At 44.8% G+C, this 23,693-nt stretch carries 26 protein-coding genes; 14 read left to right on the top strand and 12 right to left on the bottom strand.

The annotated features are described in order from the left end of the window. Entirely contained in the window at window positions 1–699 is a 699-nt protein-coding gene (locus H6A28_RS01165) for a response regulator transcription factor (protein ID WP_204474770.1), read from the top strand. A gap of 84 nt (window positions 700–783) precedes the next feature. On the opposite strand, the gene H6A28_RS01160 is transcribed toward H6A28_RS01165, so the two are convergent. Both H6A28_RS01160 and H6A28_RS01155 read right to left on the bottom strand, forming a co-directional pair. Further along, a complete protein-coding gene (locus H6A28_RS01160) occupies window positions 784–960 on the bottom strand; it encodes a hypothetical protein (RefSeq protein WP_204478598.1) in 177 nt (58 codons plus the stop codon). Window positions 961–1,146: 186 nt separating this feature from the next. Beyond that, window positions 1,147–1,593, bottom strand: a complete 447-nt coding sequence (locus H6A28_RS01155) for a MarR family winged helix-turn-helix transcriptional regulator (protein WP_204474773.1) — start codon at window positions 1,591–1,593, stop codon at window positions 1,147–1,149. A 204-nt stretch (window positions 1,594–1,797) separates the two neighbouring features. Between H6A28_RS01155 and rpsF the strand changes: the two genes are divergently transcribed. From rpsF to rplI, 3 genes are read left to right on the top strand one after another with little or no spacing between them, the layout of a single operon-like run. Next, window positions 1,798–2,145, top strand: a complete 348-nt coding sequence (gene rpsF / locus H6A28_RS01150; protein WP_204474775.1) for a 30S ribosomal protein S6 — start codon at window positions 1,798–1,800, stop codon at window positions 2,143–2,145. A 2-nt stretch (window positions 2,146–2,147) separates the two neighbouring features. Further along, window positions 2,148–2,417, top strand: a complete 270-nt coding sequence (gene rpsR, locus H6A28_RS01145) for a 30S ribosomal protein S18 (protein ID WP_005841178.1) — start codon at window positions 2,148–2,150, stop codon at window positions 2,415–2,417. Window positions 2,418–2,435: 18 nt separating this feature from the next. Next, a complete protein-coding gene (gene rplI, locus H6A28_RS01140; protein ID WP_204474777.1) occupies window positions 2,436–2,885 on the top strand; it encodes a 50S ribosomal protein L9 in 450 nt (149 codons plus the stop codon). A gap of 436 nt (window positions 2,886–3,321) precedes the next feature. Here the strand turns inward: rplI and H6A28_RS01135 are convergent, their stop codons facing one another. After that, window positions 3,322–3,522, bottom strand: a complete 201-nt coding sequence (locus tag H6A28_RS01135; RefSeq protein WP_204474778.1) for a PG1828 family lipoprotein — start codon at window positions 3,520–3,522, stop codon at window positions 3,322–3,324. A 307-nt stretch (window positions 3,523–3,829) separates the two neighbouring features. Here H6A28_RS01135 and mtaB point away from each other — a divergent pair, with 307 nt between their 5' ends. Beyond that, window positions 3,830–5,146 carry a tRNA (N(6)-L-threonylcarbamoyladenosine(37)-C(2))-methylthiotransferase MtaB gene (mtaB, locus tag H6A28_RS01130; protein ID WP_204474780.1) on the top strand — a complete coding sequence of 439 codons (1,317 nt, stop codon included), beginning with the start codon at window positions 3,830–3,832 and terminating at the stop codon, window positions 5,144–5,146. After that, window positions 5,143–6,174 carry a glycosyltransferase family 2 protein gene (locus tag H6A28_RS01125; protein ID WP_204474782.1) on the top strand — a complete coding sequence of 344 codons (1,032 nt, stop codon included), beginning with the start codon at window positions 5,143–5,145 and terminating at the stop codon, window positions 6,172–6,174. Before mtaB ends, H6A28_RS01125 begins: the two co-directional genes overlap by 4 nt. Here H6A28_RS01125 and H6A28_RS01120 read toward each other — a convergent pair. Genes H6A28_RS01120 through H6A28_RS01100 form a run of 5 tightly spaced genes read right to left on the bottom strand, consistent with a single transcriptional unit; the run spans window position 6,171 to window position 8,983 of the window. Beyond that, window positions 6,171–6,758 (bottom strand): Maf-like protein, encoded by a 588-nt coding sequence (locus H6A28_RS01120; protein WP_204474784.1) that lies wholly within the window; start codon window positions 6,756–6,758, stop codon window positions 6,171–6,173. The two genes, H6A28_RS01125 and H6A28_RS01120, sit on opposite strands and share 4 nt — an antisense overlap. 22 nt (window positions 6,759–6,780) lie before the next feature. Next, window positions 6,781–7,299 carry a KdsC family phosphatase gene (locus tag H6A28_RS01115; protein WP_204474785.1) on the bottom strand — a complete coding sequence of 173 codons (519 nt, stop codon included), beginning with the start codon at window positions 7,297–7,299 and terminating at the stop codon, window positions 6,781–6,783. A 12-nt stretch (window positions 7,300–7,311) separates the two neighbouring features. After that, the gene (locus H6A28_RS01110; protein ID WP_430622421.1) at window positions 7,312–8,115 is read right to left on the bottom strand and encodes a Rossmann-like and DUF2520 domain-containing protein; all 804 of its coding nucleotides are present in this window, start codon (window positions 8,113–8,115) and stop codon (window positions 7,312–7,314) included. Next, complete coding sequence (locus H6A28_RS01105) at window positions 8,112–8,447, bottom strand: hypothetical protein (RefSeq protein WP_204474787.1); 336 nt, start codon at window positions 8,445–8,447, stop codon at window positions 8,112–8,114. The genes H6A28_RS01110 and H6A28_RS01105 overlap by 4 nt, the downstream gene beginning before the upstream one ends. Beyond that, window positions 8,447–8,983 (bottom strand): nitroreductase family protein, encoded by a 537-nt coding sequence (locus H6A28_RS01100; RefSeq protein WP_204478597.1) that lies wholly within the window; start codon window positions 8,981–8,983, stop codon window positions 8,447–8,449. Before H6A28_RS01100 ends, H6A28_RS01105 begins: the two co-directional genes overlap by 1 nt. A 75-nt stretch (window positions 8,984–9,058) precedes the next feature. Between H6A28_RS01100 and H6A28_RS01095 the strand changes: the two genes are divergently transcribed. The 8 genes from H6A28_RS01095 (at window position 9,059) to H6A28_RS01060 (ending at window position 16,212) form a co-directional block, all read left to right on the top strand. Then, window positions 9,059–10,027, top strand: coding sequence for a GNAT family N-acetyltransferase (locus H6A28_RS01095; RefSeq protein WP_204478596.1), 969 nt, complete (start codon window positions 9,059–9,061; stop codon window positions 10,025–10,027). Between the two features lie 163 nt (window positions 10,028–10,190). Continuing rightward, on the top strand, window positions 10,191–10,595 hold the full coding sequence (gene mce / locus H6A28_RS01090) for a methylmalonyl-CoA epimerase (RefSeq protein ID WP_148329358.1): 405 nt from the start codon (window positions 10,191–10,193) through the stop codon (window positions 10,593–10,595). Between the two features lie 47 nt (window positions 10,596–10,642). Further along, window positions 10,643–12,196 (top strand): acyl-CoA carboxylase subunit beta, encoded by a 1,554-nt coding sequence (locus H6A28_RS01085; RefSeq protein ID WP_204478595.1) that lies wholly within the window; start codon window positions 10,643–10,645, stop codon window positions 12,194–12,196. A 26-nt stretch (window positions 12,197–12,222) separates the two neighbouring features. Continuing rightward, a complete protein-coding gene (locus H6A28_RS01080) occupies window positions 12,223–13,152 on the top strand; it encodes an OadG family transporter subunit (protein WP_117672299.1) in 930 nt (309 codons plus the stop codon). 22 nt (window positions 13,153–13,174) lie between these two features. Beyond that, window positions 13,175–13,603, top strand: coding sequence for a biotin/lipoyl-containing protein (locus tag H6A28_RS01075; protein ID WP_022339168.1), 429 nt, complete (start codon window positions 13,175–13,177; stop codon window positions 13,601–13,603). Between the two features lie 2 nt (window positions 13,604–13,605). Next, window positions 13,606–14,766 carry a sodium ion-translocating decarboxylase subunit beta gene (locus H6A28_RS01070; protein ID WP_117672303.1) on the top strand — a complete coding sequence of 387 codons (1,161 nt, stop codon included), beginning with the start codon at window positions 13,606–13,608 and terminating at the stop codon, window positions 14,764–14,766. Window positions 14,767–15,136: 370 nt separating this feature from the next. After that, a complete protein-coding gene (locus H6A28_RS01065; protein WP_148328544.1) occupies window positions 15,137–15,616 on the top strand; it encodes an RNA polymerase sigma factor in 480 nt (159 codons plus the stop codon). 11 nt (window positions 15,617–15,627) lie between these two features. Next, the gene (locus H6A28_RS01060; protein ID WP_204478594.1) at window positions 15,628–16,212 is read left to right on the top strand and encodes a hypothetical protein; all 585 of its coding nucleotides are present in this window, start codon (window positions 15,628–15,630) and stop codon (window positions 16,210–16,212) included. Between the two features lie 117 nt (window positions 16,213–16,329). Here H6A28_RS01060 and H6A28_RS01055 read toward each other — a convergent pair whose 3' ends face one another. The 4 genes from H6A28_RS01055 to H6A28_RS01040 all read right to left on the bottom strand — a co-directional run bounded on the left by H6A28_RS01055 (window position 16,330) and on the right by H6A28_RS01040 (window position 23,693). Continuing rightward, window positions 16,330–19,137 (bottom strand): caspase family protein, encoded by a 2,808-nt coding sequence (locus H6A28_RS01055; protein ID WP_204478593.1) that lies wholly within the window; start codon window positions 19,135–19,137, stop codon window positions 16,330–16,332. 89 nt (window positions 19,138–19,226) lie between these two features. After that, complete coding sequence (locus H6A28_RS01050) at window positions 19,227–21,335, bottom strand: WD40 repeat domain-containing protein (protein WP_204478592.1); 2,109 nt, start codon at window positions 21,333–21,335, stop codon at window positions 19,227–19,229. 24 nt (window positions 21,336–21,359) lie between these two features. Beyond that, window positions 21,360–22,673: a hypothetical protein gene (locus tag H6A28_RS01045; protein ID WP_239465212.1), complete on the bottom strand. Its 1,314-nt coding sequence runs from the start codon at window positions 22,671–22,673 to the stop codon at window positions 21,360–21,362. Between the two features lie 177 nt (window positions 22,674–22,850). After that, window positions 22,851–23,693 (bottom strand): DUF4384 domain-containing protein, encoded by an 843-nt coding sequence (locus H6A28_RS01040; RefSeq protein WP_239465211.1) that lies wholly within the window; start codon window positions 23,691–23,693, stop codon window positions 22,851–22,853.

Raw genomic sequence — 23,693 nt, 5'->3', positions numbered from 1 at the left:
ATGGACGACAAATTGCGTATTTTGTTATGCGAAGATGATGAGAATCTTGGCATGCTTTTGAGAGAATATTTACAGGCAAAGGGTTACAATGCTGACCTTTTCCCGGATGGAGAGGCTGGTTTCAAAGCCTTCTTGAAGAGTAAATATGATTTGGTTGTAACGGATGTGATGATGCCGAAAAAAGACGGATTTACTTTAGCGCAGGAGATTCGTCAGGCTAATGCAGAAGTTCCTATTATTTTCTTGACGGCAAAGACCTTGAAGGAAGATATCCTGGAAGGCTTTAAGATTGGAGCAGATGATTATATTACGAAGCCTTTCAGTATGGAAGAGTTGACTTTCCGTATCGAAGCGATTTTGCGTCGTGTGCGTGGCAAACGCAATCGTGAAAGTACGGTATATAAGATTGGTCGCTTTACATTTGATACGCAGAAACAGATTCTGTCTATTGGTGACAAGCAGACAAAACTGACTACGAAAGAGTCTGAATTGTTAGGCCTGCTTTGTGCACATGCCAATGAAATTCTGCAGCGTGACTTTGCTTTGAAGACAATCTGGATTGATGATAATTATTTCAATGCAAGAAGTATGGATGTGTATATCACCAAGTTGCGTAAGCATTTGAAAGAAGATGATTCAATTGAGATTATTAATATCCATGGAAAAGGATATAAACTGATTACGCCGGAAGGTGAATGATCCGTAGATTGGACAGTTATACAATAAAAAAGCCTGAATTTTTTGATTCAGGCTTTTTTATTGCTGTTTGTGTACTGACATATCTCAGTCTGCAATTCTCTTGTTCATGACGATGTAAACAATCAATCCTATCACAACAAGTGCCAAGGAACCTCCTAATACGGCGTTGTTGTTTACGTTGCCCACTGCATAGCATGCAATGAGAATTACAGCACCAATGATGACCAATATCACTCCTAAATTCTGTAATAAGCTTTTCATGTGTGTCTTCTTTTTATGGTTTATTTATTCATGGTTACAAATTAAAGCATAATTCTTCTATCCAAAAAATTATTTCGTGAAAAAAAACGGAAATTCAAGCAGATATATAATAGCTTTTATAAAAGCTTGACAAATGTAATGATTTTTAGACTTCTTGCCTGCTTAAAGTGTTTGGAAAAGCTGTTTTTAATCCTTGGTATTGGTGAATATTTTACGGAGTACTTCTTGGCTCACTCTCAGTTCTTCGAGCGTGAGTCCATGCAATGCCTCTTTTAAGGTCTTATTGGCGATGAACCGTGCTTTTTCTTCCAGTTTCTTTCCATTGTCTGTCAAGTGGATTTTGTTGGTTCGTCGGTCTTTCTTGTCAGGTACCCGTATGACCAGGTGCTGTTTTTCCATATTATCAATCAACCGGGTCATGCTCGGTTTGTCTTTGAAGGTTGCATTGCATAATTCTTGTTGGGTTACCCCGTCTTTTTCCCAAAGGTAGAGTAGTACGGTCCATTGTTCAGGCGTGATTTCCATGTCGTTCAGCCGGAAGTTACGGATTAACTTGCGGTTGATGGCAGCAGATACCTTTCCATTTAAAATGGCAAAAATCAGTTGGATGTCAAAGTTGAATTGTTCTATCATCTAATTATTGTTTAAACAACTTTGCAAATATACGATATTTCAGGTAGATTGAAAGCAGAAAAATACCGGTTCAGGGAGAATATTCCTTATTTTTAAGAATCTTTATTGCATAAATCGTTGAGAAACTTTGGTTTCTTGATTTAAAAGTCGTACCTTTGCCGCGCAAATAAAAAATCATTATTAATAATTTAATTAACGAATAGTATGAATCAATACGAAACCGTTTTCATTTTAACTCCCGTTTTGTCTGATGTTCAGATGAAGGAAACGGTAGAGAAGTTCAAAGCTATCCTGACTCAGGAAGGTGCGGAGATCATCAATGAAGAAAACTGGGGATTGAAGAAGTTGGCTTACCCAATTCAGAAAAAATCTACAGGTTTTTATCAGCTGATTGAATTCAAAGCAGAACCGTCTGTAATCGAGAAGCTGGAAGTTAACTACCGTCGTGACGAACGAGTAATCCGTTTCTTGACTTTCAAGATGGATAAGTATGCTGCAGAATACGCTGCTAAGAGAAGAAATGTAAAATCAACTAAAAAGGAGGAAAACTAATCATGGCACAGCAACAATCAGAAATCAGATATTTAACTCCGCCTTCAGTAGACGTGAAGAAGAAAAAATACTGTCGTTTCAAAAAGAGCGGTATTAAGTACATCGACTACAAAGATCCTGAATTCCTGAAGAAATTCTTGAACGAACAGGGAAAAATCCTTCCGCGCCGTATTACAGGTACTTCATTGAAGTTCCAGCGTCGTATTGCGCAGGCTGTTAAGAGAGCTCGTCACTTGGCTTTGCTGCCTTTCGTAACTGATATGATGAAATAATAAAGGAGGAATAAGAATATGGAACTGATTTTGAAAGAAGACGTAGTTAACTTGGGCTACAAGAATGATATTGTAACCGTTAAGTCTGGTTATGGTCGTAACTATCTTATTCCGACTGGTAAAGCAGTGATTGCTTCTCCGGCTGCAAAGAAAATGTTGGCTGAAGAATTGAAGCAGCGTGCTCATAAATTGGAGAAGATTAAGAAAGATGCAGAAGCTGTAGCAGAAACATTGAAGGGTGTTTCTTTGACTATCGCTACTAAAGTTAGTGCAACAGGTTCTATCTACGGTTCAGTAGGTAGCATCCAGATTGCTGACGAACTGGCTAAGTTGGGTCACAACATCGACCGCAAGTTGATTGTGGTAAAAGACAACGTAAAAGAAGTTGGACACTACAAAGCTGTTGTTAAACTTCACAAGGAAGTTTCTGTAGAAATTCCTTTCGAAGTAGTTGCAGAAGAAGCTTAATTTTGTATCTGTAAATACTTGATAAATCCCCCGAATGGACGTATGTCTGTTCGGGGTTTTTGTTGTGTTGGGGTGAGAAATGCCAGGGATGATTATGCGCGGTAGATAGGCTTGTGGATAGAAGGTGGAAGAAGAGGGAGAGAAAGATGAGTGGAGGTAAAAGTCAAATCGAATGAGATGTAGAGGGGTAGTGTTTGATATTTTGGTCGACTGGGCGGGATGAAATGTGAGTTCGTGATTATTGGTTAAGGAGTAGGGTATAACTAAAAGTGGTGATGACTGGGATGGTTTCTGACATCAGATACTACATTTATGTGAATTGGAAAAGTGTTCTTTTGGGAAGGTGTGAGATTAAATTGTGGGAAGCTAACAAAAGGGCATAAAAAAAGTCTGTAGGCTGAGCTTACAGACTTTCAATTCTCTCTAATGTCCGAGATTATTCAGCTACTACTGCTGAGTCACCAGCAACTGCTGCTGAATCACAAGCTACTGCTGCTGAATCAACAACCGGAGCTGCTTCTTCAACTACTGCTACTGAATCTGAATCAGCTGCTGCTTCACTGTTAGCTGCTTTGTTTCCGCAAGAAGCGAAAGAAACTGCAGCAAATGCTACGAACAAAAATACTAATTTTTTCATTTTTCTTTGCTTTTTAAATCTGTAATACTTATGTTGTTTTCTTAAAACACTGCAAAGATATAGACTTTTCTAATACGTTGTTCTCTTTTGAGCGATTTTTTTTTCAAAAAAATATGTTTTAAAACTTATCTATCTGATTTGCAATATGTTGCAAAACATAATTTTTTATTTCCAAATTTGATAATTTTTCTAAGGGGAACTGAAAAGACTCCAAAATCTCTTGGTTAGGGGAGGCAATCACCGCCAACTCGTTTCAGGAGTCGTGAATTATGTGTAACTTTGCAGACTTCTAAAATGATAAAGAGATATGATTGATACAACTATTTTCCAAGATAAAGTAGCTGTTTATTATACGCTGGGCTGCAAGTTAAACTTTGCAGAGACCTCTTCTATCGGGAAAACCCTGAAAGAAGCAGGAGTCCGTACTGCCCGCAAAGGGGAGAAAGCGGACATTTGTGTGATTAATACTTGTTCGGTGACGGAAATGGCTGACAAAAAATGCCGTCAGGCCATTCATCGTCTTTCCCGGCAACATCCCGGAGCGTTTATTGTGGTAACCGGATGTTATGCCCAGTTGAAACCGGGTCAGGTAGCAGAGATTGAAGGAGTAGACCTGGTGCTGGGTGCTGAGCAGAAGGGAGAACTTATGAACTACCTGGGTAATCTGGAAAAACATGCTCATGGTGAGGCGGTAGTGACAGCCACGAAAGATATCCGTACCTTTTCGCCTTCTTGTTCACGTGGTGACCGTACCCGTTATTTCTTGAAGGTACAAGATGGCTGCGATTATTTCTGTTCTTATTGTACGATTCCTTTCGCTCGTGGGCGGAGCCGGAACGGAAAAATTGAAGATTTGGTGGCGCAGGCCCGTCAGGCGGCTGCGGAAGGCGGAAAAGAAATTGTATTGACCGGAGTGAATATTGGTGACTTCGGAAAAACAACCGGAGAGACCTTTTTTGATTTGGTCAAGGCATTGGATGAAGTGGAAGGTATTGAGCGTTACCGTATCTCTTCCATTGAGCCTAATCTGCTGACGGATGAAATCATTGAGTATGTAGCCCGTTCCCGTCGCTTCATGCCGCATTTCCATATTCCCTTGCAGTCCGGTTGCGATGAAGTCTTGAAATTGATGCGCCGTCGTTATGATACGGCTTTGTTTGCATCAAAAGTAGCCAAAATCAAGTCTTTGATGCCCGATGCGTTCATTGGCGTGGATGTGATCGTAGGAACAAGAGGAGAAACGCCTGAGTATTTTGAACGTGCATACGAGTTTATCAAAGGATTGGATGTAACGCAGCTGCACGTATTCAGCTATTCCGAACGTCCGGGTACGCAGGCATTGAAGATTGATTATGTAGTGCCGGCTACAGAGAAACATGCCAGAAGCCAGCGTCTGCTGGAACTTTCGGACGAGAAGACCAAGGCATTCTATGCCCGTCATATTGGACAGGAAGCGGAGGTATTGATGGAGAAATCCAAGGCCGGTGCCCCCATGCATGGTTTCACCAAAAACTATATCCGGGTGGAATTGACCCACGACGACAAGTTGGACAATCATTTGGTCAAAGTGCGTTTGGGAGATTTCAACGAAGACGAAACAGCGCTTAAAGGAACAATCTTATGATAAAGACAGCAGTCGTCATCTTGAATTGGAACGGCGAGGCCATGCTTCGCCAGTTCCTGCCGTCGGTGATGTCAGGTTCCAACGAAGAAGGAACTGTGGTGTATGTAGCCGACAATGCTTCTACCGATCAGTCGTGTGAAGTGGTAGAAAAGGAATTTCCTTCTGTCCGGCTGATACGGCTGGACCAGAATTACGGATTTGCAGAAGGCTATAACCGGGCTTTGGCACAAGTGGAGGCCGAATATGTGGTGCTGCTCAACAGCGACGTGGAAGTGACGAGAGGATGGCTGCAAGACATGGTGGCGTATATGGATACTCATCCTGAGGTAGCTGCTTGCCAGCCCAAGATTTTGTCTTACCGTCATCGGAACTTGTTTGAATATGCCGGTGCCAGTGGCGGTTTCATGGATCATTACGGTTATCCGTTCTGTCGCGGGCGAGTGCTGGAGACAGTGGAAGAGGATAAAGGGCAATACGAGGAGATTGTACCGGTATTCTGGGCTACGGGGGCTGCCCTGCTGATTCGCCTGGAGGTCTATCGGAAAGTGGGGGGATTGGATGCCCGCTTCTTTGCCCACATGGAGGAAATCGACCTCTGCTGGCGTTTGCGCAGCCGGGGATATCAGTTGGTCTGTATCCCGTCGAGCAAGGTGTACCACGTGGGTGGGGCTACCTTGAAGAAAGAAAATCCCCGGAAAACCTTTTTGAATTTCCGTAACAACTTGCTGATGCTCTACAAGAATCTGCCGGAAGAAGAATTGGCTCCGGTGATGCGCGTACGTACGCTTTTGGATTATTGTGCCGCCCTTGTCTGGTTGCTGAAAGGCGACTGGGCCAATGTGAAGGCAGTACGTGAGGCCCGGCGGGAATTCCATCGGCTCCGTCCGCAGTTCGCTGCCGATCGTCGGCAGAATTTGGAAAAGACTGTATTGAAAAGGATTCCCGAACGATATACTTTCAGCCTGATTTGGCAGGCAAAAATAAAGGGCCGAACCACTTATTCAGCCCTTTCCAGATTTTTCTGTTAAAGTTTTTTGAGTTCCTGGTACAGGCGTTGTACCGGGAGCCCCATGACGTTGAAGTAAGATCCCTCCAGTTTTGATACTCCCACAAAGCCAATCCATTCCTGCACGCCGTAGGCACCGGCTTTGTCCAGTGGCTGGTAGGTCTTGACATAAAATTCTATTTCTTCTTCGGTCAGCACATCGAAGGTCACTTGTGTCATGGCTGAGAACGTGCGCTGTACTTCTTTGGTGGTCAGGCAGACTCCAGTTATCACCTGATGGGTGTTGCCGGAAAGTTCTCGCAGCATGGCTTTGGCTTCTTCCAGTGACTTAGGTTTGCCCAACACTTTTCCGTGGATGCACACAATCGTATCTGCCGTGATAATCAGTTCATCTTCTCCCATGAAATTGCGGTAGGCATCTGCTTTTTTGCGTGAGATATACATGGGGATGTCTGCTCCTTCCAGATCGTCCGGATAACTTTCGTCGATTCCTGGCAACACTCTTACCGTGTAGCCCAGGTTCAGCCCGCTCAACAATTCCCGACGACGCGGAGAATTGGAAGCCAGTACAATCTTATAATTTTGAAGATTTTCCAGTGGTTTCATGTTTCTGAAGTATTTTAGATAATTACCAGCCGAAAGCAGCCTGTCCAGCCATCCATTTTCCTTGTGCTTTCAGTACCTGCTCAATCACATCCCGTCCGCAACCGTAGCCGCCTTTGCAGTGTGAAATATACTTGCTGATGGCTTTGATTTCCGGAGCCGCATCCGCCGGGCAGCAGGGTAGTCCTACCAGCTGCATTACTTCATAGTCGGGGATGTCGTCTCCCATATAAAGCACTTCTTCCGGTTTCAGGTCGTATTTGGTCAGTAGTTCCTGGTATTCCTTGGTCTTGATGGCCGCTCCTAAGCATACATCCTTGATGCCCAGTCCCTCGTAGCGCTTGCGTACGGCTTCGGTTTTTCCTCCGGTGATGATGGCTACATGCAGTCCGCATTTCACGGCCAGCTGGAGGGCATATCCGTCTTTGATGTCAACCGAACGCATTGGTTCTCCGTCAGGGTGCAGGAAAATGGTTTCCGCACTCAACACTCCGTCCACGTCGAAGAACAGAGCTTTTATTTTCGTCAAATCGTAGTTTATCATATTATAGAGATATTATTTCTGTTTTTCGGTTTCGTATTGGTGGATATGCTGACTCAGCAACCGGTAAATCTCAGCCAGTTGCGGTTCTTCGTCCTGCAGCATGTCCAAGTGGCGTTGGATGACATTCTCGTCATATCTTCGGGCAGGGCCTGTCTGGGCTTCAAGGGGCGACAGTTCGTGTACTTTCCGTGCTGTTTCGTCAATCAGCGGCAGCATGGACTCAAAGGGCAGCTGATGTGCGGTGAGCAGGTGTTCGCAGATGGCATACATGTGGTTGCTGAAGTTGCAGGCAAATACAGCTGCGATGTGCAAGTATTTCCGTTGTGCGGAACTGGCCTCGTATACTTTGGGACTGAGATGCTCAGTGAGCTTTCTGAGCAGGTCTAAGTTTTCGGCCGTGTTCGCTTCAAGGAAGAAAGGAACTTCTTCCATGCAGATTTCCCGTTGCTTGCTGAAAGTCTGCATGGGATATACTACACCGTAGTTTTTCCGTTTCCCTTTCCATACTTCCATGGGCATGCTTCCGGCCGTATGCAGATAGAGGGCTTCGGAATTGCAGTGAGCCAGCTGGTCAATCACCGTTTCCAGTACGGCATCTTTAACGGAAACAATGTACACGTCGGCTTGTTCGCAGACCTGTGCCAGTTGAGTAGTCCATTCGCACCCCAATGCTTGGGCTAATGTACGGGCCGATTCTTCCGTCCGGCTGTACACCTGCAGCAGCTGGAAACCCTGTTGTTGCAAAGCTTTTGAGAGATGGGTGGCTACGTTTCCGGCCCCAATACATACAATTGATTTAGGTAAGGTGTTCATCATCCGCGTGAAGATAAGAAAAACAATAAAACTCCAATGACCAGCAGTACAGCAGGTAGCAGGAAGGTCGACATCTGTCCCAGCAAGGAAATTACCAGTCCGATATTTTGTATCAGCCAGATGCCCAGCAGGATGAGGCCTACTGATTTGTCACTCTTGAACCACAGGAAAATCACCGCAGCATAGAGCAGCATGGTATCTTTCTGCATCACCCATGGCAGTCCGAGGTGTCCGAATCCCACCCATCTGTCAATCAGATAGAGCAGTCCCATCAGCACGAGAAAAACAGCAGTAGCCCGATAGGTATCTTTGTGTTTGCCAGTTGCCGTTGCCATTATTTCCCTCCGTATTTATTGATGTGCACTTTTTCCCATTGTAGGTGTGATTCATCGAAAGGCTTGCGTTCCATGCCTTTGTGTCCCACGGCGATGAGTGAAAGCACTTGTAGCTGCAAGGGGATGTCCAGCAGTTCGTGAATGTATTCGTTGGCAGACAGCCCGTTAGCTGTGAAGCGTTCTCTGACCTGTACCCAGCAGCTTCCCAGTCCCAGGTCTTCCGCTTGCAGCTGAATCATGATGGAGGCAATGGAAGCATCTTCAATCCATACATCGCTGGCGAGCGGATCGGCAGTGACTACGATAGCCAAGGCAGCGTCCTTCACGAAGGCAGCCCCTGATTCCTTGCAGTAAGACAGTTTTTCCAGCGTCTCTTTGTCGTCGACAACAATAAACTGCCAGCAGTTGGAGCGTTTGGAGGTAGGAGACATCAGGGCGGCTTTCAGCAAGGTGAGTACTTCGTCCTGACTCAGTTCCTCGCCCGTGAACTTGCGCATGCTTCGTCTGTTTCTGATTAAATCACTGAAGTTTTCCATAAAAAATAAGTTTGTGTGGACAAATATAAGGCTTCCTGACTAAATCCTCAATAAAAAAATGTAAATTTGCATGACATGAGCATCCGTTTAGCTACATATTATCACGCTAAGGATGTACCCGATTTGCCGGGTTCCAACATCTTTCATTCTACTGAGCTGTTTCATGTGCTGGAACAGACGAAAGGATATTGTCCGCTGTTGCTGGTCGCTTACGAAGGCGATACCCCCATTGGCAAGTTGCTGTGCATCTTGCGTCGCAGCACGCGGCTGCTGGGTTTCATACAGAAGGCCTATGCTTATGGAGTCGGTGAATATTTTTCCTCTTCTCATCGGAAGGAAGAGATTTTCAAGGAACTTTTATCTTATTTCACCCTTCAGTTTACTGAAAAAGCGTTTGTGTTGGAATTCCGTAATTTGGAGGAACCTTTGTTTGGTTATCGTTATTTCCGTCAGAACGGCTATTTCCCCATTCGTTGGTTGCGGGTACGCAATTCGCTCCATCATGATTCGCTGGACAAGTGGATGAGCGCCTCACGGAAAAAGCAAATCAGTCACGGCTTGAAGAACGGAGCTGTTATTGACGTAGCCCATACGAAAGAGGACGTGCATGTCTTTTTCAATATGCTCAGGCGTTACTATTCTCCCAAAATTCACCGGTATTTGCCCGACATCGGTTTCTTCAGTACCTTGGTGGAGCATTCTTCTCAATGCGGGAAAATTTTTATCGTACGTTACAAGGAAAAAATCATTGGCGGTTCTGTCTGCCTGTTTTCAGGGCGGGATGCCTATCTGTTGTTTTCGGGCGGTATGCGGAAAAGTTACCCCTTGCAATATCCGGGAGTGCTGGCTGTGTGGGGCGCCATTTTGTATGCCCGTTCCCATGGATGCGACCATTTTGAGTTTATCGACGCCGGTCTGCCTTTCAAAAAATACGGTTATCGTGATTTCATTCTGCGTTTTGGCGGAAAGCAGATGAGCAGTCGCCGCTGGTTCCATGTGCGGTGGCGTTGGCTTAATGGGTTGCTCACCAAAATTTATGTATAGTACTGAAGAAGAAAGCGAAAAAGGGTGTAGTGCGCACATAAACAATGGGTATTCTTTGAAAAAATCGTCAAAAAGTTTCGTTTTTCACCGCAATTTTCTTTTCTTTGTCTGCGTGTAGTCGAAACACAACTTTAAATTAATACCCATAAAAAACAATTCCATTATGAAAATCTCTCACATTGAACATTTGGGCATCGCAGTCAAAAGCATTGAAGAAGCCCTTCCTTATTACGAAAACGTCCTCGGATTGAAATGCTATAACATAGAAACCGTAGAAGACCAGAAGGTAAAGACTGCTTTCTTGAAATGTGGTGATACAAAAATTGAATTACTGGAACCGACGGGTCCCGATAGTACCATCGCTAAATTTATTGAAAACCGCGGAATGGGCGTGCATCACGTGGCGTTTGCGGTAGAAGATGGAGTAGCCAATGCCTTAGCACAGGCAGAAGAAGCCGGTATCCGTCTGATTGACAAAGCTCCCCGTAAAGGGGCAGAAGGTTTGCACATTGCTTTCCTGCATCCGAAATCTACGATGGGCGTGCTGACCGAACTTTGTGAAAAATAATCCGGAAGAAACCTCTTTTTTATTTTATCCATATAATTTCTAATACCATGAGTAACCAACTTGAAAAAGTAAAAGAACTGATAGAGCTTCGTGCGCAGGCTCGTCTGGGAGGAGGCACGAAAGCCATCGACAAGCAACACGATAAAGGAAAGTACACTGCACGTGAACGTATAGCCATGCTGCTGGATGAAGGCAGTTTTGAAGAGATGGACATGTTCGTGCAGCACCGCTGTACAAATTTCGGAATGGACAAGAAGCATTATTTGGGAGACGGCGTCGTGACCGGTTACGGAACAATCGAAGGCCGTCTGGTTTATGTTTTTGCCCAGGATTTCACGGTTTCTGCCGGTTCGTTGTCCGAAACCATGTCACTGAAAATCTGTAAGGTAATGGATATGGCCATGAAGATGGGCGCACCTTGCATCGGGTTGAACGATTCCGGTGGTGCCCGTATTCAGGAAGGTATCAATGCCCTGGCCGGTTATGCGGAGATTTTCCAGCGTAACATCCTGGCTTCGGGAGTGATTCCACAGATTTCCGGTATCTTTGGACCGTGTGCTGGGGGCGCAGTATATTCTCCGGCCTTGACCGATTTCACTTTGATGATGGAAGGTACTTCGTATATGTTCCTCACCGGACCGAAGGTGGTCAAGACAGTAACAGGAGAGGATGTGTCACAGGAAGATCTGGGAGGTGCAAGTGTGCATTCCACTCGTTCCGGCGTCACACATTTCACGGCGTCGACCGAGGAAGAGGGACTGGCTTTGATTCGCAAGCTGTTGAGCTACATTCCGCAGAATAACTTGGAAGAGCCGCCTTATGTGGACTGTATGGACCCGATTGACCGTTTGGAAGATTCGCTCAACGAGATTATTCCGGACAGCCCGAACAAGGCTTACGATATGTACGAAGTCATCGGGGCCATTGTCGATAATAGGGAATTCCTCGAAGTGCAGCGCGACTTTGCCAAGAACATCATCATCGGTTTTGCCCGTTTCAACGGACAGTCGGTCGGTATCGTAGCCAACCAGCCGAAATTCTTGGCCGGAGTACTCGATTGCAACGCTTCCCGCAAAGCCGCCCGTTTCGTTCGTTTCTGTGATGCTTTCAATATTCCGATTGTATCGTTGGTCGATGTACCGGGATTCCTGCCGGGTACAGGACAGGAATACAATGCCGTCATTCTGCACGGAGCCAAACTGTTGTATGCGTATGGGGAAGCTACCGTACCAAAAGTCACTGTAACCCTTCGTAAGTCGTATGGAGGTTCTCACATCGTGATGAGCTGCAAGCAGTTGAGAGGTGACATGAACTATGCATGGCCTACTGCCGAAATTGCTGTAATGGGAGGTGCCGGTGCCGTAGAAGTGCTGTATGCCAAGGAAGCCAAGGATGCTCCCGACCCGAAAGCCTTCATGGCAGAGAAGGAAGCCGAATATACCAAGCTGTTTGCCAACCCGTATAATGCAGCCAAATACGGTTACATTGACGATGTCATCGAACCGCGCAATACTCGTTTCCGTATTATTCGCGCTTTGCAACAGTTGCAGACCAAGAAACTGACCAATCCGGCCAAGAAACACGGTAATATTCCTTTGTAACATTCACCTTTTTAATGCGTTTAGTTATGAACAAATACATAGCCGGAATATTCTTCGCATCTGCTATGGTCGGTGCGCTCAGTTCGTGCACCGCACCGGATACGGGCAGTAAAATCGTCATCAACGAAGTCTTGGTGGATAATCAAGACAACTTTCAGGACGATTATGGCGTGCATAGCGGATGGGTGGAAATATTCAACACATCTTATAATAGTGTCAACCTGGCAGGATGTTACCTGAAAGTGAGCAGTGAGCCGGGCGACACCCTGTCTTATTTCATTCCCAAAGGAGATGTACTGACTGCCATCAGCCCTCGCCAGCACGCTCTCTTCTGGGCAGACGGAGCACCGCGCCGGGGCACGTTCCATACCAATTTCGTATTAAGCAAGACCCGTGACAACTGGGTAGGATTATACGATTCGGGACGGAAACTGTTGGATGAAGTGGTTGTGCCTGCCGGTGTACTGAAGACAGACCAGTCGTATGCGCGGGTAAGCGACGGGGCAGACCAATGGGAAGTAAAGGATGACAGCGAGACCAAATACGTGACTCCAAGCACAAACAACCAGACGCTGGAAGGAAACCCGAAGATGGACAAGTTCGAACAACACGACTCGGCGGGGCTGGGCATGACCATTACTGCCATGACCGTGGTTTTCATCGGGCTTATTCTATTGTACATCAGCTTCCGCATCATCGGCAAGGTTGCCGTCAAGCTGCGTAAACGCAACGCCATGAAGGCTCAGAATGTCACCGACAAGCAGGAAGCGAAGGAGCGCGGACTGGGAGAAGCTCCGGGCGAAGTCATTGCCGCCATTTCCATGGCCTTGCATGAAGCACAGGGAGCCGACCACGATGTGGAAGAAACCATCCTGACCATCAGCCGGGTGAAACGGAGCTACTCACCGTGGAGTTCCAAGATTTATACCTTGCGTGAAACGCCTCATAAGAAATAACCTCTAAAGTATAACGAAAACCATGAAAGAATACAGATATAAAATCAACGGAAATCTCTACAAGGTGACCGTGGGAGATATAGAAGACAATAACGTGCATGTAGAAGTAAACGGAACGGCCTATACCGTGGAAATGGAAAAGAAGACCGGGCCGAAAATCAAACCGGTAGTCCGTACGGCAGCTACCACACCGGCAGCTCCTCCTCCCGCCGTGAGCCGTCCGGCTGTAGCAGGAAGCAAGTCAGGCATCAAGTCGCCGCTTCCGGGCGTGATTCTGGAAATCAAGGTGAAGGAAGGAGATGCCGTGAAACGCGGACAGACATTGCTCGTACTGGAAGCCATGAAGATGGAAAACGACATCAAGGCCGACCGTGACGGTAAGGTAACTGCCATCAAGGTGAGCAAGGGAGAATCAATACTCGAAGGTACAGACCTTATAATCATTGAATAGTTATGGGAGAATTTATCAATTTCTTACAAAGCAACCTGGCGGATTTCTGGACTTATACCGGCTTCTACAATGCGACTTACCAGCATTTCATCATGATAGCCGTCGGTATATTCTTCATTTATCTTGCCGTGGCGAAGGAATTCGAGCCGATGCTACTGATTCCAATCGGATTCGGTATGCTGGTGGGCAACATTCCTTTCAATATGGAGGCCGGCCTGCAAGTCGGTATCTACGAACAGGGTTCGGTTCTCAACATCTTATATCAAGGAGTGACATCGGGATGGTATCCGCCACTCATCTTCCTCGGCATTGGAGCCATGACCGACTTCTCGGCATTGATTTCCAATCCGAAGCTGATGCTTATCGGTGCGGCAGCCCAATTCGGTATCTTTGGTGCCTATATGATTGCACTTGAATGGGGATTCGACCCCATGCAGGCAGCTGCCATCGGCATCATCGGAGGTGCAGACGGTCCGACCGCCATCTTCCTTTCATCGAAGCTGGCACCCAACCTGATGGGAGCCATCGCCGTGTCCGCCTATTCGTATATGGCATTGGTGCCGGTTATCCAGCCGCCTATCATGCGTTTGCTGACCACCAAGAAAGAACGTCTCATCCGCATGAAAGCCCCACGCGCCGTATCTCATACCGAAAAAGTATTGTTCCCCATTATGGGTCTGTTGCTCACCTGCTTCCTGGTTCCTTCGGGTCTTCCGCTGTTGGGTATGCTGTTCTTCGGTAACCTGTTAAAAGAAAGCGGTGTGACCCGCCGTTTGGCAGAGACAGCCCGCGGTCCGCTGATTGACACCATCACCATTCTGTTGGGATTGACCGTAGGCGCTTCCACCCAGGCTTCAGAATTCATCACATGGGATTCACTGAAGATTTTCGGCCTGGGTGCCTTGTCATTCGTGATAGCAACCGCGTCGGGAGTGCTCTTCGTGAAGATATTCAATCTCGTATTGAAGAAAGAAAACAAAATCAACCCGCTTATCGGTAATGCAGGTGTATCTGCCGTGCCCGACTCTGCCCGTATCTCGCAAATTGTCGGTGCGGAATATGATCCGACCAACTACCTGTTGATGCACGCCATGGGTCCGAATGTGGCCGGTGTTATCGGCTCGGCAGTAGCTGCCGGTATCTTGCTGGGATTCTTGATTTAAAAAATCACCATAGCATAGAAAAGAGGGACGCATTTTCAACCGTGCGTCCCTCTTCTGTTTTTGTATGGGGCAAGTAGAGATGATTCTCTTTTGTCCCATTCATTTTGGCAAAATGTCTTTATGAATATACCTCGACACATTCGTGCGGAGACCTCGTCACGTTGGTGATGAGGCCTCATCACGTTCGTGTCAAGATATCGTCACGTTCGTGTCGAGGTATTTCCGCAAAGGATTTGGAAAATGAGTATAATACTTGGGATAACTTTATACCAGCTTCCGGATTTTCATATTTTCTTTCAAAAAGTTTTTACTTTTGTGTAGTTTTTCTGATGGTTTTAGCGTCTAATGGTCAAAAACAAATTCATACGATATGAAAACATTGGATACTGCATTTGCGCAAATGGTCAAAGAGCATAAGAGTACTATTTATACGGTGTGTTTTATGTTCTCGAAAGATGCCGATGAAGTAAGCGATCTTTTTCAGGAGGTGCTTATTAATCTTTGGAAGGGATATGATTCCTTCAAGAATCTCAGTAACGTCAACACATGGATATGGAAAGTGAGTTTCAATACTTGCATTTCATGTGAACGGAAAAAGAAAAGGCGTGCTGTGGTGCCTTTGACCATGGATATCAATCTTTTTGAAGATAAAGATGAAAATTCCAAGCAGATTCGTCTGCTCTATGACCGTATTCATCGACTGAACCCTTTTGATCGTGCCATTGTCTTGTTGTGGCTGGAAAATATGAGCTATGAAGAAATCGGTGCTATTGTGGGGATTTCGACCAAAAATGTATCTGTACGTTTATATCGTATCAAGGAGGAGTTGAAAAAAATGTCGAACCATTAAAATGTGCTATCATGGAAAATTTTACAGATAAATTTGAATTAGACGAGATGAAGCAACAGATTCAGTTGTTGAAGGACAAGCTGGCTAAAGAAATCATCGTTAGTGAAAAATTGCTCAAAAACTCTACACAAGACAAGATTGCCTATATTAATCGGAAGAAAAGGTTTATCTATTTTTTGATAGTTTTTGCTTTAGTCTATTGCAATACATTTTTCTTGCTGATGGGATATTCGTGGGTTTTCTGTGCATTTACTTCTGTGTTTTTGATTATAGCTGGAATTTACCAGCGATATAGCCATAAGGGTGTCAGTATTGATTGCATTTCAACGGGCAACTTGTTGGATATCAGCAAAGCATTGGTGCGGATGAACCAACTGAATTTAAGATGGCTTTATTTCGGTATTCCGTTTGCTTTGTGTTGGATTGTATGGTTTATGTTTGAAAGCTATCCGAAAGCGGGAGGTGAAATGATATGCTATGGAGGTAGTGTCGGTTTCGTATTGGGAGCTGTGGGAGGAATTCTGCATTGTGTTCATGTGCGTCGTAAGGCGAAAGAGGCTATTCGTGACATTGAAGAATACACCATAGATAATTGAGCAATTACCGGTCGTTTTCGTTGTATCCGTCTTTAAAAAACAGCAACCCGCCATTGAGATCAATTGGAATCAATGACAGGTTGCTTGCGAATAGGTTGACCTGAAGTCAAACGAATGTTATAATGCTGTGTGGTTGGTTAAGCTATCCGATTTTTCCACATGGATTTGTGTCTCTGGAGTTTTGAGCTGGATAGAGCCCCAGGTTTTCCAGGTCGGAGAGACAATATATTGCGGTTCCTGCATCTTTCCGAGTAAGGCAGTAGCTTTCTTCACTTCAGCGTTTGTCTTGTCAAACAGCTCCTGCATCGTGATGTCTCCGTGGGAGTCTTTGATGGTTTTCAGCAAGTAATAAGTGTAATAACCTTGCTTCTTGTCATGATATACACTTGAAGTCTGGTCACCGCTACTGGATGAGAAACTGATGGTATTTCCTTGTGGCATACCCAATTTAGGAACTACACGTACACCTTTCTGGGCGATAAGCGGGGCTGCACTCTTATAACCACCACTGAAGCAGGCATCCAGGAATACATAGGCTCCTTTTACCGGATAGGTGGCGAGTTTTTGGTACAAATCGGCCAGTGATATACCCAGGTGGATGTTCTTTCCGGTGATATCAACCGGTAACAGGTAAGCCTGTTTGGTGGCCTCATCATTGTTTCCGTGTCCGGAGTAGTAGAAGAACAGTTCGGCATCCGGGTCGGTGCTGGCCATATTGAGCAGCCAGTCCAGTTGCTCATGCATCATACCGGCCGTAGCGTTTGGAATCATTTTAATCTGGCTTGCCGGGATTCCGAAGGTCCGTACGCAGTATTCTCTGAAGACCATGGCATCATTAACGGCATAGGGCACATTGATTTCGGCATTGGCACCTGTCATACTGTAATCCTCATTACCAATGATGAGGGCATACCGGTGTCTGTTGACGGCTCCTTCAGGAATACCATCCAGCAGTTCACTCTTGAATGACAGTTGGAAATCTTGCATGTTCACCTTTCGGTTAGCCAGCTTTCCGTTGATTTTGATAGAAGTAGAGGCTGTCAGGTATTCACCCAGTTTGACCTTATAGGCTTCGTTGATGATAGAAGACCGTGTGTCGTCCGCTGCGGTCAGCATGACAGCTACGGAATCTTCACTGAATCGTTTGTTGACCAGGAAGCCGTAATCAAGAGTGGCCACTTCTCCCGGGGCAATACTGTCGATTTGCATTTCAGGAGAATCGGTCGTGTAGACATTTTTCGGCAGTGTGAAGTTTACTTTTACATTACGGGCCGTTTTGGTACCAAAATTTTGGAGGGCGATGGTCAGTTTACCATTCGAACCCAACGTGATGGATGAACCGTTGGAAGCGAAGAACTGATGGTCTGCAATCTTCAATCTTGGCATTGCATATTCCTGGGTATTTACAATCAGTTCTGACGGGTCTGCGTCGAATCCGTTGGCCTCGAAGGCATAAATGTTGATTTTGGCCAATGCGGTAGGCACTTCCTTCTTCACCAGGTATCTGAATGTATATTCTTTGGTGGTTCCGGCTGGAATGTTTCCTCCATCCAGTTCTCTCGGTCCCTCAAAATATTGGTCATATCCCTGTTGTTCGGACAATCTGATTCGTACACTATATGCGTCTCCTTTTCCTTTGTTGGCAATGGAGAATTTTACGGCAAAGCTTTCACCCGCATCAATGACTTTATTGTTATTGCCATCGATGAAGCTGTCTACACGGATGACTAACTGAGCGGGCTCAAGCACGACTGGAGTAGGTTCTGAACTGGCATTGTTCGTGACCTCCTGACTCTTCTTGAGGGCTTCATTATAGGCCAGCAGTCTGGGAGCGAAAGTTGTAAAGGAAGCCCCATCGGCGATGATTTTGTTCAATACTTCGTATTCGCTCGTCATGTCCATGTATTGGTATACTTCTGCCAGTCCCTGCATATACATTTTGGAGTCGGGCTTTTGTTTCAGAATCTCCATAAACAATTTCTGTGCCTCCTCCAAGTAAGTGGCAGCCTTTTGTCTGACCAGGGCATATTCGGTGTCGCTGGCAATGGTAGCTCCGTCGTTGACTATTTTGGTGGCCACATTGAAATTGGCTCTGGCCAGTCCGGTCAGCAGTTCGAAGTTGTTAGGTGCCAGTGCATACAATCTTTTGTAGATGTCGAGTGCTTCCAGGTTATTGCCTTGTCTTTCCAAGATACGTGCCTTGATAGGAAGCACCTGTAAGTTGTTGGGGTCTATCTTCAGAATTCTGTCAATGGCATTCAGTAGTTTGGGCATATTGTTGGTGGCTATGTGCACATTGACCAGATTGTAGAGGAAATCGAGCGATACCGGGTATTTGCTGATGGCTTTTTCCAAGATCTTTTCCTGTTCCTCGTAGTTCTTCTGAGCCATGTAAATCATGTTCAGGTACACGAAACAATCTTTCTCCTGTGTGCTGTCACCCGATTCCAGGTAGATTTGGAAGTACCTTTTAGCCTGGTCCAGTTTCTTCATATTGTAGGCTGTTACGGCAGCAAAATACACAATTGAATTGTACCGGTCGTCTTTCGGCAGCAGTTCGCTTCTGAACAGAGGCATATATCGGGTGTCAATATAGGCGGCTGCAAAATCGAGCGCCTTGGTATTTTCTTTCTGTTCGTAATAGTACAACGCCGCATTCAGAAGATATGGATAGATGGATCGCAATCTGTTTTTGGTACCTTGGATATAACTGGCATTGTTTTGTTCTTTTGTCACTTGTACAAAATCGTTGTATGCTTCCAGCAAGTAGGTATACATGCCGGCGGCATTGGTGCCTTTGTCCCTTTCACTTTCGAAAAGTACATATTGTTGGTTCGCTTTTTTGTAGGTAGCCCCTGCATCTTGCGCGTATGCATGGCTCAAAGAGACCAAAACCAACAGGTAGAAAATTAGAAATTTTTTCATATCTCTCATAACGTTAAAAGCAGAAGGACAGGAAGTCATTTTTTCTGTCCTTCTGCTGATGATAGGGTTCACTATTTTGTTTTACTCACTTACTTCGTAGCTGGAAACGCATCTACAATGATAAATTCGACGTTGATTCTTCGATATTCGCCGCCGCGTTCTTTGGCTACCTCTACATGGTATTCAAATTCATTGTGGGTGTTCTTGAGGGTCGTAATGTTATTTTTCACGTAATCCATTACGCCTGCTGCACGAAGTAAAGCCAGCTGTTCGTTTTGGGTAATTCCGCTTTCCTTGGTGACTGTGATATTGTCGAGGTTACCGTCTTTGTAATACGGTTCGTCTACAAATTCACCATATTGTCCTTTATAGGCTATCTTGCTTCTAATCGGACTTGCATCGGCTGAACCGGTAATGATAACTTTCACCTGTTTGTTTTCACCTAAATAGGAAGCAAATTCACCTTCAAACGCGTTCTTGATGATCTTCATAAGCGACATGGCCGCATTTGAATTCTGAATGTCGTATCCTCCTGAAGGGAAGTCCTCTTTTGCAGAGAAGTCCTTGTTGATTACTTCGTACTGATATCCTACTTTGTAGTTCAAGATCTTTTCTCCATTGGCATTTACGTCGGGAATTACTTCCGTCTTTACGTTGATCTGGGTATTGTCGGTAATCAGCTGGTCTTGTTTGTTCTTTGCTACCACATCTTCCTTGATGGCTTGCAGCTTGGCTTCTTCCTGACTGGCTTGCTGCATAATCTCAAGAGGTACAAAATGACTGTCATCCTGGATGGCTGACATTTTCTTTCTTCCCAAGTTATCGTAGATGTAAACCTTGTTAGTGGTTTCGTTCTTCACTTCTACGTATGCCAATTCGAATTCATCTTTGTCATTCAAATAGTACACGGCATTGTTGAATGACAAGTCTTTGCTGTCTTTGAAAGAACCCAAGTCTTCAACCGGCACCTCAATGGCGATGGGGGACATGGTTTTAAATCCTACGTTCAGCATTCCATTGTTGGCATCGTAATTTCCGATGAACGGGTTTTCAAGTGAGATTCGGTCGCCGGCCAATTTGGTAGCGGCTTCATTTTCGAACAAGATCTGCTGTTTCATTCGAGTCTCGTCGTTTACACGGATGGCATAATCTTCCATGGATTCGCCTTGCATCATCTTCACCCATTCGTTCATTCTGGCATCTACCTCGCTGCTGATCAGTTTGCCGTAGAATGGATTCAGACCATTGGCGTCCCAGAATACGATGGCGTTGTTTTCACCTGAAATTCCGTATGCATCTTTGCTTTGGTTGTTTACAAAGAATCTGAATTCTTTTATTTGTTTGCCTCCGTTATCGAGTTCCTGTTCTATTTTATTATTCTTCAGGTTGATTACCACTACCTTGTTGTCGTCTTTTACTGCTGCGACATATTTGCCATCCGGGTGGAAGAACGGATTCTTGAGTGATCCCGGAATGCTGTCGAAGGTATGTTTTACTGTCCAGGTCTTCGTGTCGTAGATGGTCAGTCCTTTGTTATCCGTTGTGACAGCAAACAAAGACGCGTCTTTTGAGAAGGCATCTCCGGTGATGTGACCGTCGAGGGTGAGTTTGGTTCTGAGTTCTTTGGTCTGGAAGTTCCAAATGTCAATTTCATGTTCATGCTGTGAGGCGATGAAATAGTTGTTTGAACTCATTTCCAGTGAAGAGGCCGGAGAATTGGTCTTGATATATGCCTGAGGCAAATATTCCTTGGTGTCGTAAATGATAATCTCGTTGGCCGATGTGGCAGCAATGAAGTACCGTGCATTGGCTGAATAGCACATGCTGGTCACTTCTGCATCTTTATATTCTTTTCTTTTTTCTTTCAGTGTGAAGAGTTTTTTGTCTTTTTTCAGGAAAGAGTAGATGCGAATTTCTTTTCCGGGTTTTACTACAGCCAACGAACTTCCGGTCGGGTTGAAAGCCAGCATGTTCAATTTGTTGTAAATGGTAATCGGAGTATCTCTCAGCGTCATCAGATTTCCTTGTGATAGATAGGCCACACAGAAAGTGGTATTGTCGAAAGCAGAAATTTCGTGCTGTGCCTGGAATGATTTGACGAATTTTATCTGTGCAGAAGTTACTTCACAGCCTAAAAGTGCTGTCAGAAAACAAGCGATAAGTTTCTTGTTCTTAAAAAATAAATTGTATTTGTTCATACTATTTTAGTGTTTTGTTTGTTCTTAATATTTGATTATTACTGGTTTTACGGAGGTGAGGTTGGGCGGACACCACCCAACGGGCACATAGCTGCTGCATGTGGGTTCGCAGTAAGTGTATTCCCCATTGTCTATCAGAAATGTTTTCCCCTCTACCTGCTCGTTGAATTTAACTGCCATCGCCAAGTGTCCCGGATAATAGAGCAGTACCGTGTTCAGTCCCAGTAAGTCTCTTATAAGATTACTGAAGAGGGCGGCTCTGTCTTCGCAGTCGCTGAATGGATAAAACAATGTTTCCTCAGGGAAGAACGGATGGTCTTTTCCCCAAACCACTTCATCTAACTGATATTCAAAGGCTGTTTGCACAAATCCAATCAGTAGGTTGGCTGCCTCTACATCCGTTTTGCCCTCAATTTTGCTTTTCAGTATGGGATAGAGTTGTTTCTTTACCGATTCGCTTAAGGGAGTGGAGGCATAGATTGTCCATTTTGTCATTTCATCATTGTGGATGTGTGACTGTGGATATGAATAATAGAAGTCCATCAAATTTGAATTGAACTTCAAGTCTATGCTGAGAGAATCCGCAGCTTTCGATTTTAGGGTATGAGCATCGGAAGTAGCCATATCGAAAATGGGTACTTTTTCAAGACTCAAGTTTAGCTCCTTTTCTCCTGGATATTCATGAGCAAACACATAGAGTCCGCTTTCCTGATAGTCCAGCGGGTAAAATACTTCTTCCTTTATCTTGAAATAGGGTTTCTCGTAGATCGTGTTAGGACTGGCAACCAGCATGTATAGTCTGTTGGTTTTAGAGCGTCCTATTCTGGTCTTATACCCCGACTGGTTGAACAGGAAGGCTTGCATCACTACAGCCTCGTTGGTATTTTCTCCGTAATATTGCTGGCTCAACGCTTTCAGAATATTGAGATAAGCCCAGTCGCATAAGTTATGTTCTTCTCGAAGTTGCAGACAATCATGGAGCATGTTATTGAAGCTTTTGCTGGATAAATACATCCACATGTCGGCTACGTCGTTTTCAGCTGCACTGTTTAACTTGTATTTTTCCCCACTTTGCAGTCTGACTTCCATTTTTGTGCCATAAGCCTGAAACTGGAAAGTCTGTGTGGCTTGTCCGTTTTCTGTTATGGGCATAAGGGGGTGTGGCTGTTCTTTCTGTTTCCTGTATGCGTTGACTACCTTTCCGTGTTCCAGAACCTCTTTCTTAAGTCCTTTTATTTCCTCTTTGTCTGGAGCGGAAGGTGCCGGCATCGGTTTGATATCGTTTTCTATGTCCTTGATAGAAGTTTCTGAGCTAAACCAATCCCATTTTCCCCTCATAAATTCTATGTATTTTTGGTTTGCTTCTTTGCGAAAATCTTTGTAGCTCTCTATCTGCTGTTGTTTGAATTGTTTGAATATTTCTTCAGGGCTACGGCTTTGTGCGCACATAGAGGAAACAAACACACATCCCATGGATAGGATAAGAAATCGTTTCATGATCTGAAATGTTGATTATTAGGGACGTATTTCCATATGTAATATTTTGATACTCATTTGCTGGTCTAGTTTCCTACAGTTGGATAGCCATTCCGTAAAATCTTTATAATTCAGTTGTCTCGGCATATACTTTCCGTTGAGATTGTCAGTAGCCTTAATAAACGGATTGGGTGAAAAAATCACGTAGATTTGGTTTTGTTCTACCGTTCCCGTACAAGTTAAGGAGTACTGGTCTACAAGATTTACTTCTTCAAGTGCCTTTTCCGGTGAGAAAAAGATGTATTCTTGTCCATGTTTTACGGCTTGCTGTCCATCGCTGTCGTTCTGATATGGCAGAAGGCAATAAGCTGTAGGTGTTTCATCAATCAAATAAGCGGCTACATATCCATCTACAGGAGCTTGGAACAGAAGGTACATGAAGTCATTGTCATGGAATTCACTGCTGTTGAACCGCTCGGTGGTTCCGTTCCGCAAAATCATGGCTTTAAAATTGACCGATGAATTTTTGATTTCTCGAGCCTTACCACATACTGAACATTTCACGGTCAGCATATTCTGCTCATATGAAATCTCATATTGCGGTTCTCCCTCATTCTCAAGCCATTCACCTTTTACTTCACTGCCGCTTAACGAGAAAAAACGGTTGTCCGTCTTTCCGTTTTCGTTGGTAATGACGGTGGAGTTGGTCTGGCTGACAATGGTTCCGAATTCATCTGCCAATGCTTTGATTTTAGCTCGGTCTAATGCAATGGCTTTTGCCTGCTCCAGTGACTGGTTAGTAGGTACATAGTAAATATATTCACCGCATACCTTCTTTGTCTTTTGGGCATAGAAGGTAAGCGGTAGAATGCAAAGTATCAT

Source organism: Bacteroides mediterraneensis (assembly GCF_016900355.1).
Lineage (GTDB): Bacteria > Bacteroidota > Bacteroidia > Bacteroidales > Bacteroidaceae > Phocaeicola.
Note: the sequence above shows the minus strand (reverse complement) of the source record. Positions and strands in the feature narration are given on the sequence as shown.